At 68.5% G+C, this 15,022-nt stretch carries 9 protein-coding genes; 5 read left to right on the top strand and 4 right to left on the bottom strand.

Features of this window, described 5'->3' with window-relative positions; translation table 11 throughout:
- Positions 1–38: 38 nt before the first annotated feature.
- The 3 genes from ACWDEN_RS33850 to ACWDEN_RS33840 form a co-directional block, all read right to left on the bottom strand.
- The gene (locus ACWDEN_RS33850) at positions 39–1,382 is read right to left on the bottom strand and encodes a sensor histidine kinase (protein ID WP_450861671.1); all 1,344 of its coding nucleotides are present in this window, start codon (positions 1,380–1,382) and stop codon (positions 39–41) included.
- Positions 1,383–1,388: 6 nt separating this feature from the next.
- Complete coding sequence (locus tag ACWDEN_RS33845) at positions 1,389–2,084, bottom strand: response regulator transcription factor (protein ID WP_228620834.1); 696 nt, start codon at positions 2,082–2,084, stop codon at positions 1,389–1,391.
- An 889-nt stretch (positions 2,085–2,973) separates the two neighbouring features.
- Positions 2,974–3,714 carry an IclR family transcriptional regulator gene (locus ACWDEN_RS33840; RefSeq protein ID WP_450861669.1) on the bottom strand — a complete coding sequence of 247 codons (741 nt, stop codon included), beginning with the start codon at positions 3,712–3,714 and terminating at the stop codon, positions 2,974–2,976.
- A gap of 95 nt (positions 3,715–3,809) precedes the next feature.
- On the opposite strand from ACWDEN_RS33840, the gene ACWDEN_RS33835 reads away from it, so the two are divergent.
- The 4 genes from ACWDEN_RS33835 to ACWDEN_RS33820 all read left to right on the top strand — a co-directional run bounded on the left by ACWDEN_RS33835 (position 3,810) and on the right by ACWDEN_RS33820 (position 10,453).
- Positions 3,810–4,976, top strand: coding sequence for a pyridoxal-phosphate-dependent aminotransferase family protein (locus ACWDEN_RS33835; RefSeq protein ID WP_450861667.1), 1,167 nt, complete (start codon positions 3,810–3,812; stop codon positions 4,974–4,976).
- A 37-nt stretch (positions 4,977–5,013) separates the two neighbouring features.
- Entirely contained in the window at positions 5,014–7,944 is a 2,931-nt protein-coding gene (locus ACWDEN_RS33830; RefSeq protein ID WP_450861665.1) for an FAD-binding and (Fe-S)-binding domain-containing protein, read from the top strand.
- A gap of 285 nt (positions 7,945–8,229) precedes the next feature.
- Entirely contained in the window at positions 8,230–9,525 is a 1,296-nt protein-coding gene (locus ACWDEN_RS33825; RefSeq protein WP_450861663.1) for an MFS transporter, read from the top strand.
- A gap of 142 nt (positions 9,526–9,667) precedes the next feature.
- Positions 9,668–10,453: a fumarylacetoacetate hydrolase family protein gene (locus ACWDEN_RS33820; RefSeq protein WP_450861661.1), complete on the top strand. Its 786-nt coding sequence runs from the start codon at positions 9,668–9,670 to the stop codon at positions 10,451–10,453.
- 308 nt (positions 10,454–10,761) lie between these two features.
- On the opposite strand, the gene ACWDEN_RS33815 is transcribed toward ACWDEN_RS33820, so the two are convergent.
- Positions 10,762–10,905, bottom strand: a complete 144-nt coding sequence (locus ACWDEN_RS33815) for a hypothetical protein (protein WP_450861659.1) — start codon at positions 10,903–10,905, stop codon at positions 10,762–10,764.
- 331 nt (positions 10,906–11,236) lie between these two features.
- On the opposite strand from ACWDEN_RS33815, the gene ACWDEN_RS33810 reads away from it, so the two are divergent.
- On the top strand, positions 11,237–14,848 hold the full coding sequence (locus ACWDEN_RS33810; RefSeq protein ID WP_450861658.1) for a discoidin domain-containing protein: 3,612 nt from the start codon (positions 11,237–11,239) through the stop codon (positions 14,846–14,848).
- The last annotated feature ends 174 nt before the right edge of the window (positions 14,849–15,022 follow it).

The following is a 15,022-nucleotide window of genomic DNA, read 5'->3' as shown; positions in this document are numbered from 1 at the left end:
CGCGCAGCGCCGGACTCGGACTGGCTGCTGCGGTCGCGTCAGCGCCGGGACGCGGGCAGCGACAGCACCACGGTCACACCGCCGCCAGGCGAGTCCAGCAGGTCGGCGGTGCCGCCGTTGGCGGTGACCAGTCGGTGGACGATGGCCAGGCCCAGCCCGGTACCGCTCGCCTCGGGGTTGCCGAATCTGCGGAACGCGCTCTCCCGCGCGGCCCGGGTCATCCCGGGGCCGTTGTCGACGACCCGCAGCTGAACCGACCCGTTGTGCCGCTTACCGGTGATCAGCACCCGGCCGCCCTCCTGGACCGCGTCGAGGGCGTTGGCGATCAGGTTGTCGAGTACCTGCTCGAGATCTCCCTCGCCGAGGAAGGCGGTGAGCCCGGGGCGGCAGTCGGCGGTGAGCCGGACCTGGCCCGCGTCGGCGACGGGCTCCCAGGCGGCAACGCGTTCGGCCACGACGCGGTCCACCCGGACCGGCACCGGTCGCGGCACCGCGTGCTCGGCGCGAGCCACCGCCAGCATGCCGTCCACCAGCCGGGACAGCCGGGCGATCTCGCCCTGCGCGTCGGCCAGTTCCGCCGCGGTGTCCCCTTCGGCGTCGGCGGCGAGCAGGTCGAGCCGCAGCCGGAGGGCCGCCAGCGGGGTGCGCAGCTGGTGCGACACATCGGCGACCACGGCCCGGTGACCGTGCACCAGGGCCTCGGTGCGCCCGGCCATCGTGTTGAACGTCGCCGCGAGGCGCCGCACCTCCTGCGGCCCTGCCCCGGCCGGCGCCCGCGCGTCCAGCGCCCCCTCGCCCAGCCGCTGTGCCGCCTCGTCCAGCACCCGCAGCGGACGACCGACCCAGCGGGCCAGCAGCACCGACATCAGCACGGCGGCACCCAGGCCACCGACTCCGATCAACGCGAGCCAGCCCCACATCGCCAGAATCCGGTCGTGCAGCGGATCGGCGGACCGGCTCAGGACGGCGACCCCGACGGGGTCCGAGGTGTCACCGATCGGTACGGCGGTGGTCAGCCACTGATCGTCCTGGCGCACCCGGCTGTCGGGGTGGGCGAGCACGGAGAAGACCAGCCCCTTGGAGTCGTCCCCGGCCACGTCGGAACACGCGGTCGACAGCACGACATGGCCCGCACTGTCGTAGACGGTCGCGCAGTCGCCCCTCTTGTGGGCCTCCTCGACCAGGCTTGGTGCCACCGCATCCGTCTTGTGATCGGACAGGTACTCCTCGGCAGCGGAGGCGATCGACCTCGTCTTCGCGGCCGCTTCCTCCCGGAACGAGGTCTGCTCGCGCTGGGTCATGAGCAGCCCGAGCGGTACCACCGCCAGCACCAGTACCGCGGTGATCAGGGCGAGGACGCTGAGCGCGATACGGCGGGTCACGGCGCGTCAGCCGACTTCGCCAAGGCGGAAGCCGCGCCCGTAGACGGTCTCGACCAGTCCGGGCACGCCCAGCTTGCGGCGCAACGCGGCCATGTGGACGTCCAGCACCTTCGTGGGCCCGTACCAGTGGGCGTCCCAGGCGCGCTCAAGGATCTCCTGACGCGTCACGACCCGACCCGGATCGGCGGCGAGGCACTGGAGGATGTCGAACTCCTTGGGCGTCAGCGCGACGTCCTCGCCGCCGACCGTCACCTTGCGGGTGCGTGGGTCGACGACGAGCGGGCCGTGGGTCAGCAGTTCGGGCCCGGCAGGGCGGATGCGGCGCAGTACGGCCCTGATGCGTGCCAGCAGCTCCGCCAGGCCGAAGGGCTTGACCAGGTAGTCGTCGGCGCCTTCGTCGAGGGCGGCGACCCGGTCGCCCTCCTCGCCGCGGGCGGTCACCACGATGATCGCCATGTCGGACTGGCGCCGCAGCACGCGGCAGGCCTCGATGCCGTCCATGTCCGGCAGACCGAGGTCGAGCAGGACCACATCGGGCGGCGGTACGTGGGTGAGCGCACCGCGTCCGGAGCCGACGCTGCTCGCCCGGTATCCGGCTCGGTCCAGGCCGCGTACCAGCGACCTGGCGAGCCCTGGATCGTCCTCGACGACCAGCACCGTGAGCGCGTCGGGATCCGCCCTGGGCCCGGTTTTCTGTTCCACAGCACCAAGCCTAGGACGACGTGGACGAGTCTCCGGGCCGGCGGATGGGCAAGGCACACGCAGGAGCCGCCGCCGTATCCGCCTGGCTTTGCCACATCTGAAGCTTTCCTGAACGGCTCTCCGATGTGGCGCGACGCAAGCTGATGACATGGCGTACGCGAGCCGGAGGATCGCCTCGCGGCGCTGTCTTCGCCCGAAGGAGGCCGGCCCATGTCCATGCCTGGACCCACACACGACTCCGACCCGGTGCGGCGGCGCGAACGCGGACTTCGGCGTGTGGGCACCACGACCCGCCGGACCGCCACCGCTGCGACGGCCGTAGCCCTTCTGCTCGGGGTTGGTTACGCCCACATGCTGCCGAGCAACCCGGGACCGGTGTCCGATGCGGTTGGGCACTCTTCCCGCAGCCTCCCGCAGCCCCGGGCCGGCGCTCCCGCCTCCACCACACAGCCGGCGCAGACGACGACCGGAGCGTCCTGACCCCCGGTTCCCACCGTCGGCGTGCGGGCATCGCGGTGTGTCAGGGGGGCCGGGGCGTGCCCCGCACCCCTCACACCGCGCATGCAACGGTCGCCGGATGTGAGGAGCCACGCCGATGCCAGCCCGCATGTCCTCCGCCACGACCCGTCCTGCCATCGCTGCCGCCCCGTCCGTGACGGGGCGGCACCCGGGCTCGCACTGCCAGTGCCTCGGGACTACAGGCGAGCAAACCTCCCTGACCTGCCCTTTTCGCCTTCGCGTCGAAGGCTGCCCCGGTCCACCGTCTTCTGAAGGCGATCGACAGGAGATGCAGTCAGCAATCAGGTCGGCGTAGCGGCTTCGGCCGGGAGCTACTGAGGCGAGAGACCACGGCCTGACGTCATGCGGATGCGGGCGGGGTGGGGCCGTATCAGTGCCCGAGGCGCGCCGAGAGGGTCTTCGCCGCCTCGCTCACCGCGGCGCCGAAGAAGGACTCGGACTCGTCAGTCAATCGGGTCATCGGGATGTTGACACTGAGGCTCGCGATCGGCTCTTTGGTTGCACCCCTGATGGCCGCTGCGACTGAGCCGACGTCGGACCGCCACTCGCCCCTGTTGGTCGCATAGCCCTGTGCTCGTATCCGCTCCAGCTCGGCGAGCATCCGGTCGGGGTCGGTGATGGTCGTGTCGGTGTAGCGCGGAAGCCCCTCGGCGAGCAGCCGGCCGATCACCTCGGCAGGGCTGTGCGCGAGTACCGCCTTGCCGTTGGCGGATGCGTGGAGGGGCAGGGAATGTCCCAGGGACATGCTGGTGCGCACGGGCTTGGACGTCTCCAGCCGCTCGATGAGCACCATCTTGTTCCCTTCCTGAACGGTCAGGTGAATCGTCTCGTCGGTGCGCCGGCGCAGTTCTTCCATCAGCGGTACGGCCGCGTCGCGCAGACCGAGGTCGCCGCTGGCGTGCCGGCCCACGTCCAGCGCTTTCGTGGTCACGACCCAGCGGGTGACCTCGCCTCCTGCGGGACGGATCCACCCCGCCTCGCCCAGCGTGCGCAGTGCACGCTGGACGGAACTCTTGGGCATGCCCAGAACGCGTGACAGCTCGCCGACGCCGATCGGCTGCCGCTTTGCGACCTCTTCAAGGACTCGCAAAGCGTTGAGAACGTTCTGCATCTCCATTGACTCCCTGATCGCTCGTCCCTAACCTCCCCGTACCTTTTTACGGAACGGTGTGCCGCATTACGGCACAGAAGTTGGAGTGATCACAAGTGACGACGCATACTGGGCGGCATTTTTTGCAGATCCCTGGCCCGACCAGCGTCCCCGACCGGGTACTGCAGGCCATCGCGCGACCGACCATCGACCACCGGGGGCCGGAGTTCGCCGAGTTGGGACTGGACGTCCTGGAACGAGTCAAGCCGGTGTTCGGCACCAGCGGTCCCGTCGTCATCTATCCCTCCTCGGGGACCGGGGCGTGGGAAGCGGCGCTGGTCAACACGCTGAGCCCCGGCGACCGTGTGCTGGCGTTCGAGACCGGCCACTTCGCCACCCTGTGGCGCGGCATGGCCGAAGGCCTCGGGCTGGAAGTGGACTTCGTTCCGGGCGACTGGCGGCGCGGCGTGGACCCGCAGGTCGTCGCCGAGCGGCTGGCCGCCGACAAGGCCCACTCCATCGCGGCGGTGATGGTCGTCCACAACGAGACTTCCACCGGCGTCACCAGCCGTGTGCCGGAGATCCGAGCGGCCATCGACGAGGCGGGCCATCCCGCTCTGCTCCTGGTCGACACGATCTCCTCGCTGGGATCGATCGACTACCGGCACGAGGAGTGGGGTGTCGACGTCACCATCAGCTGCTCGCAGAAGGGCTTGATGCTGCCCCCGGGGCTCGGCTTCAACGCGGTCAGCGAGAAGGCGCTCGCCGCCGCCGGGCGGGCGCGGTTGCCGCGGTCCTACTGGGACTGGACACCCATTCTCGAGGCCAACCAGCACGGCTACTGGCCCTATACCCCCGCCACCAACATGCTGTACGGGCTGCGCGAGGCCCTGATCATGCTCGAAGAGGAGGGCCTGCCCAACGTGTTCGCACGGCATGACCGTCATGCGGAGGCCACCCGGGCCGCCGTCCAGGGCTGGGGCCTGGAGGTGCTGTGCGCCGACGAGCGGGAGTACTCCAGTGTCCTGACCGCGGTACTGCTGGGCGAGGAGCACGACGCCGATAAGGTCCGTCACATCATCCTGGGCCGCTTCGACATGTCCCTGGGCACCGGCCTGAGCAAGCTCGCGGGACGGGTCTTCCGGATCGGCCACCTCGGTCACTTCAACGACCTGACCCTGGCCGGAACGCTCGCCGGCGTTCAGATGGGGCTCGAACTGGCAGGTGTGGACATCAACCCGGCCGGCCTGAGTGCCGCACTGGAGCTGCTGCGCGCCGAGTGAACAGCGCGGTGCAACACCGGTAAGGAGGAAACGAGCAGTGACCACGGCCAGGAGTTCAGGGCCCGTCGGCGAACACGTCATCACGCAGGACCTGATACGCAAGCTTGGGCGGGAACTCGACGGCGAGGTCGCCTTCGACGACTACACCAGGCACCTGTTCGCGCGCGACGCGAGCATGTACTCGATAACTCCGATGGGCGTGGTGTTCCCCCGCCACGCCGGGGATGTGGCGGCCACGGTCGCGGCGGCCGCCGAACACGGAGTGCCCGTCGTCCCGCGCGGGGCCGGCACCAGCCTCGCCGGCCAGACCATCGGGCCGGGCCTCGTGCTGGACCTGTCCCGGCACATGAACCGCATACTTCAGATAGACCCCGACAACCGTACGGCCCACGTCGAGGTGGGCGTGGTGCAGGACCAGCTCAACCGGGCCGCCGCCCCGCAGGGGCTGATGTTCGGCCCCGACACCTCGACCAGCAACCGCGCCACGATCGGCGGCATGATCGGAAACAACTCGGCGGGCAGCGGGTCGGTCCGCTACGGGATGACCATCGATCATGTACGAGAGCTGGACGTGGTGCTCAGCGACGCCAGCCTCGCCCACCTGGCACCAGTGAACGAAACAGAGCGGGCACGCCGGGCACAGGCAGCCACCCTCGAGGGCGATCTCTACCGGCGGCTGCCCGAGATCCTGAACCAGAACGCCTCCTCCATCGCCGAGGGATTCCCCACGTTCTGGCGGCGCGCCGGCGGCTACCGGCTGGACCGGCTCGCCGGGGACGAACCGTTCGACCTGGCCAAGTTCGTCGTGGGCTCCGAGGGCACGCTTGTGGTCGCCACCCAGGCCCTGGTCGACCTCGTGCCCAAGCCGCTTCATACGGTGATCGCCGTCGGTCACTTCACCTCCACGCCCGCCGCCATCGCGGCCACCGAAGATGCGCTGGCCTGCGATCCGGCCGCTGTGGAGCTGATGGACCGTACGATCCTGGACCTGTCCCGGCAGAAGATCGAATACGCCTCGCTGGGCACCATCCTGGAAGGCGACCCCCAGGCGCTGCTCTTCGTGACCTTCACCGGGGACGACGAGCGTGGGCTTCACGGACGGCTGAAGCGGTTGACCGCGCTGTGGCAGCGCCACGGCCACGGCTATCACACGCTGCAGGCCGTCACCGCCGACCAGCGGGCAGCTCTGCTCAAAGTGCGCAAATCAAGCCTCGGTCTGCTGATGGCCGCAAGCGTCGGCTCACGCCGTCCGCTGGCCTTCATCGAGGACACCGCGGTCGATCCCGCGCACCTCGCCGAGTACACCCGGCGCTTCAAGGCGATCCTGGACCGACACGACCTGACGACCGGGTTCTACGGGCACTGCTCGGTCGGCTGCCTGCACATCCGCCCCTTCCTCGATCTGACCGATCCGGCCCAGGTGCTCACGATGCGCTCGGTCGCGGAGGAGATCAAGGACCTGGTCAGGGAGTACGGCGGCGTCAACTCCAGCGAGCACGGCGACGGGCTGGCCAGGAGCGAGTTCAACCGGGAACTCTTCGGCGACGAACTCTATGAGGCCATGCGCCAGGTGAAAGGCGTATTCGATCCGCACAACCGGATGAACCCGGGCAAGATCGTGGACGCCCCGTCGATGACGGACAACCTGCGGGACGCGGCACTGCCACCGGCCACCCCGGTGCGGACGCGGCTGTCCTTCGAGGTGGTCGGTGGCATGCGCGGCGCGGCGGACCGGTGCATGAACATCGGGCTCTGCCGTAAGAGCGTCACCGGCACCATGTGCCCCTCGTACATGGCGACACTCCAAGAAGAGCACTCCACCCGCGGCCGGGCGAACGCGCTCGTCAACGCCCTGTCACAGCCCGATCCCCGGGCAGCTCTCGGCGATGACCGGCTGCACGACATCATGGACCTGTGCCTGGGATGCAAGGCGTGCAAGAGCGAATGCCCACTCGGCGTGGACATGGCCGCGCTCAAGACCGAAACGCTGTCACACCACCACGACCTGCACGGCACACCGCTACGATCCAGGATCTTCGGTACGATCCGTTCGCTGAACCGCCTTGGCTCGGCGACCGCACCGCTGTCCAACCTGCCCGGGCGCATCCCATCGGTGCGTCGGCTGATGGACCGGCTCATCGGCATCACCCCCGCCAGGCCGCTACCGACGTTCGTGCGGGCCAACCTGCTGCGCTGGTTCAGCCGCCGCACGCCCACGGCACACCCCGCCACCCAGGGAACGGTCGTCTTCCTCGCGGACTCCTTCACCGCCTTCACCGAGCCGGACATCGGCCGGGCGGCGATCGAACTGCTGGAACTGGCAGGATGGCAGGTCCACCTGGAGGCCGGCGGCTGCTGTGGCAGGTCCAGTCTGTCCAAAGGGCTCATCGATGACGCCAAGCACAAGGCGCGCGCACTCGCCCAGGTGCTCACCGCTCGCGGGGAACCGCACTCGCCGATCGTGGGGTGCGAACCGTCCTGCCTGATGACTCTGCGCGACGAGCACCTGGCGCTGCTGCCCGACGACGCGGCGGTCAAGGACGTCGCCGGCCGGGTGAAGCAGGTGGAAGAGCTGCTGACCGAAGCCATCGACGACGGACGGCTACGGCTGCGTGCGGACTCCTGGCTCGCCGGGCGCAGGCTGCTCTACCACGGCCACTGCCATCAGAAGGCCGAGGTCGGGACCGCCGCGACCATCGCGCTCCTCAAGCGGATCCCCGGTGTGACGGTCGACGAACTCGACGCCGGATGCTGCGGCATGGCCGGATCCTTCGGATACGAATCCGAGCACTACCACCTGTCGATGACCGTCGGCAACGACCGCCTCTTCCCAGCCATCAAAGCGGCTTCCCCCGACACTGTCGTCGTAGCGACCGGTGTGTCCTGCCGGCAGCAGATCTCCCACGGCGGCGGGCGCCGCGCCCTCCACCCTGTGGAACTCGTCCGCTCCGCACTCCACACCACCTGACAGACCGGGCGATCCCGGCTGAATTCCTCCCCCAAGGCGGGGCTCACACGATGCTCAGCACCGCCGCCGGGGCCCGCACATCCGTATGACGTGTCACTGCCCGCCCGGCCTCGGCCGCGCCCTGCGCGAAGACCGCCGAGCGGTAGGCACATCAAGAAGGGAGACGACGCAGCTCGCCCCACGAGTCTCGCGTGCAGTCAGTGCGCTGAGACATCCGGCAGTTTGCACCTACAAGGAGGTAGGTCGTTGGCAACGCCGACATCCCTTTTGCGGCATCGATCCCATATGAAGCGATGGACCAGAATTCTGCCCGTCATCGTCTTCGTCTACATCATCTGCTACATAGACCGAACGAACATCAGCTTCGCCTTGCCCCACCTCGAGGTGGACATGCACCTCACCGGGGCCCAGGAGGGCTTCGCGAGCGGCGTCTTCTTCTGGGGTTACCTGTTGCTGCAGGTCCCCGGCGGATACATGGCCGAGCGGTGGAGCGCGAAACGGTGGATCGCGATCCTGATGGTGCTGTGGAGCGCGGCCGCGGTGGCCTCAGGGCTGGCTCACAACTACACCGAACTCGTACTCACCCGCTTCCTGCTCGGGGTGGCCGAGGGCGGCGTGCAGCCCGCGCTGATGTCCACCATCCGGTCGTGGTTCCCGTTCGCCGAACGCAGCCGGGCATACGCGATCTTCAAGTTGTACACACCGATCGCGGCAATCGTCGCCGCCCCGTTCTCCGGCATCATCCTGACGTACGCGGACTGGCGCTGGATGTTCATCATCCAGGGCGGCGCCCCACTCGTACTCGGGCTTGTCGCATGGCTCGTCATCATCCGCGACACCCCGGCGAAAGCCGAGTGGCTCTCGGCCACCGAGCGGGACTACATCGAGAAGTCCCGCACTGCGGAGGGCGAACCGCTCAAGAACCAGGGGTCATTCAAGGCGGCGTTCAGCAGCCCCATCGTGTGGCTGTTCGCCCTCATCTACACGCTGACCCAACTGGGTCTGCTCGGGCTCTCGATGTGGTTGCCGAGCGTGCTCAAAACGGCCTTCCACACCGACATGAAAGTCGGTGTGGTCGCGATGGTGCCCCAGATCGCAGCCGGCGCGGCGATCATTTTCATCGGCAGGTCCGCGGACCGCCGCGGCAGGCACGTCACCCACATGGTCGCGGTCCTCGGCGTGGGAGCCGTGGTCCTGGCCGGGGCGGGTCTGATCTCGGCGCAGCAGAAGTGGCTCGTGCTGGGAGCGATGATCCTGGGCACCGCGGCGTCGATCGCCTGGTACGGACCGTTCTGGGCCACCGTCACCAAGCTCACGCCGGTGGCGGCCGCGGGTGCGGGGATCGGCATCATCAACGGGGTCGGCAACCTCGGTGGATTCTTCGGACCCTACATCGGGGGATGGCTCAAGGACGTCAGCGGGGGATACGCCCTTACTCAGGTGTTCTTCGGCGCGGTCTTCGCGGTGGCGGCGCTGCTCGTCCTGACGCTGCGGAAGAAGCTGCGTGAGGCGACGAGTGTCCCGCCCATCGGTACCGAAACGGAGGGAGCGGAGGGACCACCCGCTGTCAGGCCTGCCTGACAGTTCCCTTCTCGACCTGTCCCCTGTGTGCCGGGCGGCCGGATTCCGGCCGCCCGGCACACAGGCCCGACAGGTGCGGGAGCCGGCTTCGACAACTTTCAGGACAGGAACGGTCCACAGGGGCCGACAAGGGAGATGCGCGGTGCGGTTGGTCAGGTATCGCAAGGCAGAGCACACCGGACGTGGTGCGCTGATCGGCGAGTACATCCACGAGATGGGCGACAGCTCGCTCGGCAGCTCACGGCCTGGCCCCAGGATCGCCTCGCTCGACGAAGTGGAGCTCCTCGCGCCCTGCGACCCGCGGGTCATTGTCTGTGCGGGAAGCAACTACGCAGGACAGATAGCGGAGAAGCAGCGGCCGTGGCCGACCCAGCCGCCGCTGTTCCTCAAAGCCCCCAATGCCGTGGTCGGCCCCGGTGCGGCGGTGGTCCACCCGGCCGGACTGCGCAGGCTGGAGTACGAGGGAGAACTCGCCGTCGTGATCGGCCGCACCGCCCGCGACGTTCCCGCGGCGTCGTTCGCCGACTACGTACTCGGCTACACCTGTGCCAACGACATCACCGCGGACGACTGGCGCGCCGACGGGCAGTGGACCAGAGCCAAGAGCGCGGACACCTTCTGCCCGCTCGGGCCATGGATCGAGACGGACGTGGCCGACCCTGGAGCGCTGCGGCTGGACACCCTCGTCAACGGTCGTACGGTCCAGGACGGCTCCACCGCCGACATGGTCTTCGGCGTGGGTGAACTGCTGGCCTTCGTCACCCGCTGGATCACCCTGCAGCCAGGTGACGTACTGCTCACGGGCAGCCCCGCCGGCGTGGGCCCGCTGGTCCCGGGGGACCGGGTCGAAGTCCGGATCGAAGGCGTGGGAACACTGTCCAATCCGGTGGTCGGCACGGAGCCGCTCGGCGCGCCGGGCACGACGTGAGCGTTTGACCCCGTCCCGGCCGCACCCGTGGTGCATTGTTCAGGTTGACTGAGCGCTGCGCGTCCGGCCGGTGGCACCGGACGAGCCCGGCGACGGCCGGCCGAGGTCGCTGGTGCGGGCGTCCCGCCGGAGGTCGACGCCGCCGTCGGTGGAGTACTTGTCGATCTCGCCCGGTTCATCGCTGGAGAGGTCGGGATTCTCCAGCGCGGCGACGTTTTGCAGTGCCTGCTCAAGGCGGACCTCCAGGTGTCTGATGTGCCGTGGTTCGTTGATCCGTTGGGGGAGTGGGCGGAGCGGCCCGACTTGCTTCAGGTCTCGGTTGGCCGGTGCTCGTTGTAGCGGGTCTCGAACTCGCGGAGCGCGTGGAGCAGGTGGCTCCGGTCACAGATCGTGGTGCGGTCGACGTGTCCGCGTGGGCAGGGCCGTATCCAGCGCTCCGTGATGGAGTTCATGCGCGGTGTCTGGATGCCGGTGGTGACGACTTTCAGTCTGGCGTCGGCAGGGCGTTGAAGCCGGCCGGACCGGTGCACGTCATGGCCGGGGGAACGCCCGGCGCGGTCGCAGTCCGGCTCGTCACGAGGGCGGCAACTCCCCGCGCTGTCACATTCATTGACGAGTGCATGGCCGCTCTGTAGCTTCCTTTCAGTCTAGGTTGCAGTTTTTTCATCGAATCATGGGCAATCTCGCAAGATCGACACCGAGATTTTCGCGCAGTCACCAGCTCGCCGAGTTCGTCACCCCTCGCATCCGTACCCCCACCTCTCCAAGGAGCCGAGGACGAGGATGAGAACCACCGGAAGATCCCCCGCGCTGCCCGCGTCAGGCCGGCAGCGAACCGCCGTCGTCGCGGTGCTCAGCATGCTGGCAGCACTGCTGGCGGCGCTGCAGGCCGTACCCGCCCACGCCGCCGGGACCGACCTGGCGGCTGGCAAGACCATGAGCGCCAGCAGCTACAACCAGACCTACACACCGGCCAACGCCAACGACGGTGACCAAGCCACCTACTGGGAGAGCGCCAACAACGCCTTCCCGCAGTGGCTCCAGGTCGATCTGGGCTCGACCACCAGCGTCAACCAGCTCGTGCTCCAGGTGCCGGTGAACAACTGGCCCACCCGCAGCCAGACGCTGTCGGTCCAGGGCAGCACCGACGGCAGCAACTTCACCACCATCGTGGCGTCCGCCTCGTACACGTTCGATCCGTCCACCAACAGCACGGTCACCATCAACTTCGCGGCGACCGGTACCCGTTACCTGCGGACGCTGGTCACGGCCAACACCGGATGGCCGGCGGCCCAGATCTCCGGGTTCCAGGTGTACGGGCCGAGCACCGCCGACACCACGCCCCCCACCGCGCCCGGCACCCTGAGCTACACCCAGCCGCAGGCCGGTCAGATCGCCCTGTCGTGGGGAGCGTCGACCGACAACGTCGGCGTCACCGCCTACGACGTCTACCGCAACGGCGCGCTGGCCGTCAGCGTCGGCGGCACCACCTTGACCTGGACCGACTCCCAGCCGGGCACGGCGACGGTGTCGTACTACGTCAAGGCGCGCGACGCCGCCGGCAACGTCTCGCCCGCCGGCAACACCGTCACCCGCACCGGCACCGGCGGCAGCGGCACCAACCTGGCGCTGCACAAGCCGATCACCGGTAGCCCGTACACGTACACCTACGCCCCGGCGAACGCGAACGACGGCGACCTCACCACGTACTTCGAGGGCTCCTCGTACCCGAGCCGGCTCACCGTGCAGCTCGGCGCGAACGCCGACGTCACCTCCGTCGTGGTGAAGCTGAACCCGGCCTCGGCCTGGTCCACCCGCACCCAGACCATCCAGGTGCTCGGCCGTGAGCAGAGCGCGACGGACTTCACCAGCATCTCGGCCGCGCAGACGTACACCTTCGACCCCGGTACCAACAACACCGTCACCATCCCGGTGAGCGCCACGGTCGCGGACGTCGAGCTGAGCATCACCAGCAACAGCGGAGCCCCCGGCGGCCAGGTCGGCGAGCTCCAGGTGATCGGCACTCCGTCCCCGAACCCCGACCTGACGGTCTCCGCGTCCTCGTGGTCCCCGTCCGCCCCGGTGGAGACCGACTCGGTCACCGCGTCCGCCACGGTCGCCAACGTGGGCACCGCGGCCTCTCCGGCCTCCAACGTCAACTTCTACCTGGGCAGCACCAAGGTCGGCACCGCCCCCGTCGGCGCGCTGGCGGCCGGCGCCTCCGCCAGGGTGTCCGCGGTGATCGGCGCGCAGACGGCCGGTTCGTACCAGCTCACCGCCAAGGTGGACGAGGCGAAGAGCTTCATCGAGCTGGGCTACGACAACAACGCCTACACCAACCCGGACAACCTCGTCGTCGCGCCGGTACAGAGCTCGGACCTGGTCGGAACCGTGGACTGGACCCCGAACAACCCCTCGGCGGGCAACAACGTCAAGTTCTCGGTGACGCTGAGGAACCAGGGCACGATCGCCTCGGGCAGCGGTTCCCACGGCGTCACGCTCACCCTGCTCGACAGCACCGGCAAGACGCTCACCACCCTCACCGGCTCCTACTCCGGCACGATTGCCGCCGGCGCCAGCGCTCCCTCCGTGAACCTGGGCAGTTGGACGGCCGTCAACGGCAAGTACACGGTGCACACCGTGGTCGCCGTCGACCCCAACGAGCTGTCGGTCAAACAGGCCAACAACACCAGCGACACCTCGCTGTTCGTCGGCCGCGGCGCCAACATGCCCTATGACGTCTACCAGGGCGAGGACGGCCAGATCGGCGGCGGCGCCGCCGTGGTCGGCCCCAACCGCACCATCGGCGACCTGGCCGGTGAGGCGTCCGGGCGCAAGGCCGTCACCCTGAACACCACCGGCTCCTACGTCCAGTGGACCACCCGGGCCAGCACCAACACCCTGGTGACCCGCTTCTCCATCCCCGACGCCCCCGGCGGCGGTGGCGACACCGCCACCCTGAACCTCTATGTCGACGGCACCTTCCGGCAGACCATCACGCTGAACTCCAAGTTCGCCTGGCTGTACGGCGCGGAGACCGGACCGGGCAACAACCCCGGCGCCGGATCGCCGCGTCACATCTACGACGAGGCGCACGTGATGCTCGACCAGACCGTGCCCCAGGGCAGCGTCATCAAGCTGCAGAAGGACTCGTCCAACACCTCGCAGTACGCGATCGACTACATCAACACCGAGCAGGTCGCCCCGGTCGCCAACCCGGACCCGAACGCCTACCTCACCCCGGCCGGCTTCGGCCAGCAGGACGTGCAGAACGCGCTCGACACCGTTCGCCAGGACACCACGGGCAAGCTCGTCGGCGTCTACCTGCCCGCCGGGCAGTACCAGACCACCGGCAAGTTCAACGTCTACGGCAAAGCCGTCAAGGTGGTGGGCGCAGGACCCTGGTACACCCAGTTCAACTCGCCCACCACGTCGGAGAACTCGGACGTCGGCTGGTCGGTGCAGAGCAGCGCCAACGGCTCGACTTTCCAGGGCTTCGGCTGGTTCGGCAACTACACCTCCCGTATCGACGGGCCCGGCAAGGTCTTCGACCTGACCGACGTCTCCAACATCACTGTCGACGACGTCTGGATCGAGCACCAGGTGTGCGCCATCTGGGGCACCCACGTGAACGGGCTGAAGGCCACGAACATGCGGATCCGCGACACCTTCGCGGACGGCATCAACCTCACCAACGGCAGCCAGAACAACCTGGTGAGCAACGACGAGGCCCGATCGACAGGCGACGACAGCTTCGCGCTGTTCGCAGCCCAGGACCACAACTCCTCGGACCTGACCGACAACACTTTCCAGAACCTGACCGCGCTGACCCCGTGGCGGGCGGCCGGTGTCGCCGTCTACGGCGGTGAGAACAACACCCTGCAGAACCTGTACGTGGCCGACACGCTGACCTATGCGGGCATCACCATCAGCTCGCTGAACTTCGGCTATCCCTTCCAGGGATTCGGCACCCAGCCGACTACCGTCCAGAACGTCTCGCTGGTGCGCGACGGTGGTCACTTCTGGGGCGGCCAGGTGTTCCCCGCGATCTGGCTGTTCTCCGCGACCCAGCCGTTCCAGGGGATCCGGGTGAACGACACCGACATCGTCGACCCGACGTACGCCGGCATCATGTTCCAGACCGACTACGTGGGCGGCACGGCGCTCAATCCCGTCAAGGACACCGTCTTCACCAACACGTCCATCACCGGGGCACAGCAGAGCGGAGACGCCTACGACGCCAAGTCCGGCTATGGCATCTGGGCCAACCCGATGCCCGAATCGGGACAGGGCCCGGCCGTGGGCTCGGCGACGTTCAACCACCTGACCCAGAGCAACAACCACATCGACGTCTACAACCCGACCACGACCTTCACCATCAACGTCAATCCCTGACGGCAACGCGCCCGGGGGGCCGGCCCACCAACCGCGTGGGCCGGCCCCCGCACCGTTGTATGCGGCGCCATCTTTCAACGCTCTAGAGAATATTTTCTCCAATTGATTGGCATCTTGCGATGCCCTGCCGTGCTCAGTACGGTCGGGGCGCCGATCCCCCACATTCCCTGAAGG

Source organism: Streptomyces sp. NPDC001153, assembly GCF_053598315.1.
This window is presented reverse-complemented; position numbering and strand designations above follow the sequence as displayed.

Bases quoted from the DNA above. Each gene is read 5' to 3' on its own strand.
- ACWDEN_RS33840 (WP_450861669.1), bottom strand. From the start codon at position 3,714: ATGCAGAACGTTCTCAACGCTTTGCGAGTCCTTGAAGAGGTCGCAAAG.
- ACWDEN_RS33825 (WP_450861663.1), top strand. From the start codon at position 8,230: ATGAAGCGATGGACCAGAATTCTGCCCGTCATCGTCTTCGTCTACATC.
- ACWDEN_RS33815 (WP_450861659.1), bottom strand. From the start codon at position 10,905: ATGAACTCCATCACGGAGCGCTGGATACGGCCCTGCCCACGCGGACAC.
- ACWDEN_RS33810 (WP_450861658.1), top strand. From the start codon at position 11,237: ATGAGAACCACCGGAAGATCCCCCGCGCTGCCCGCGTCAGGCCGGCAG.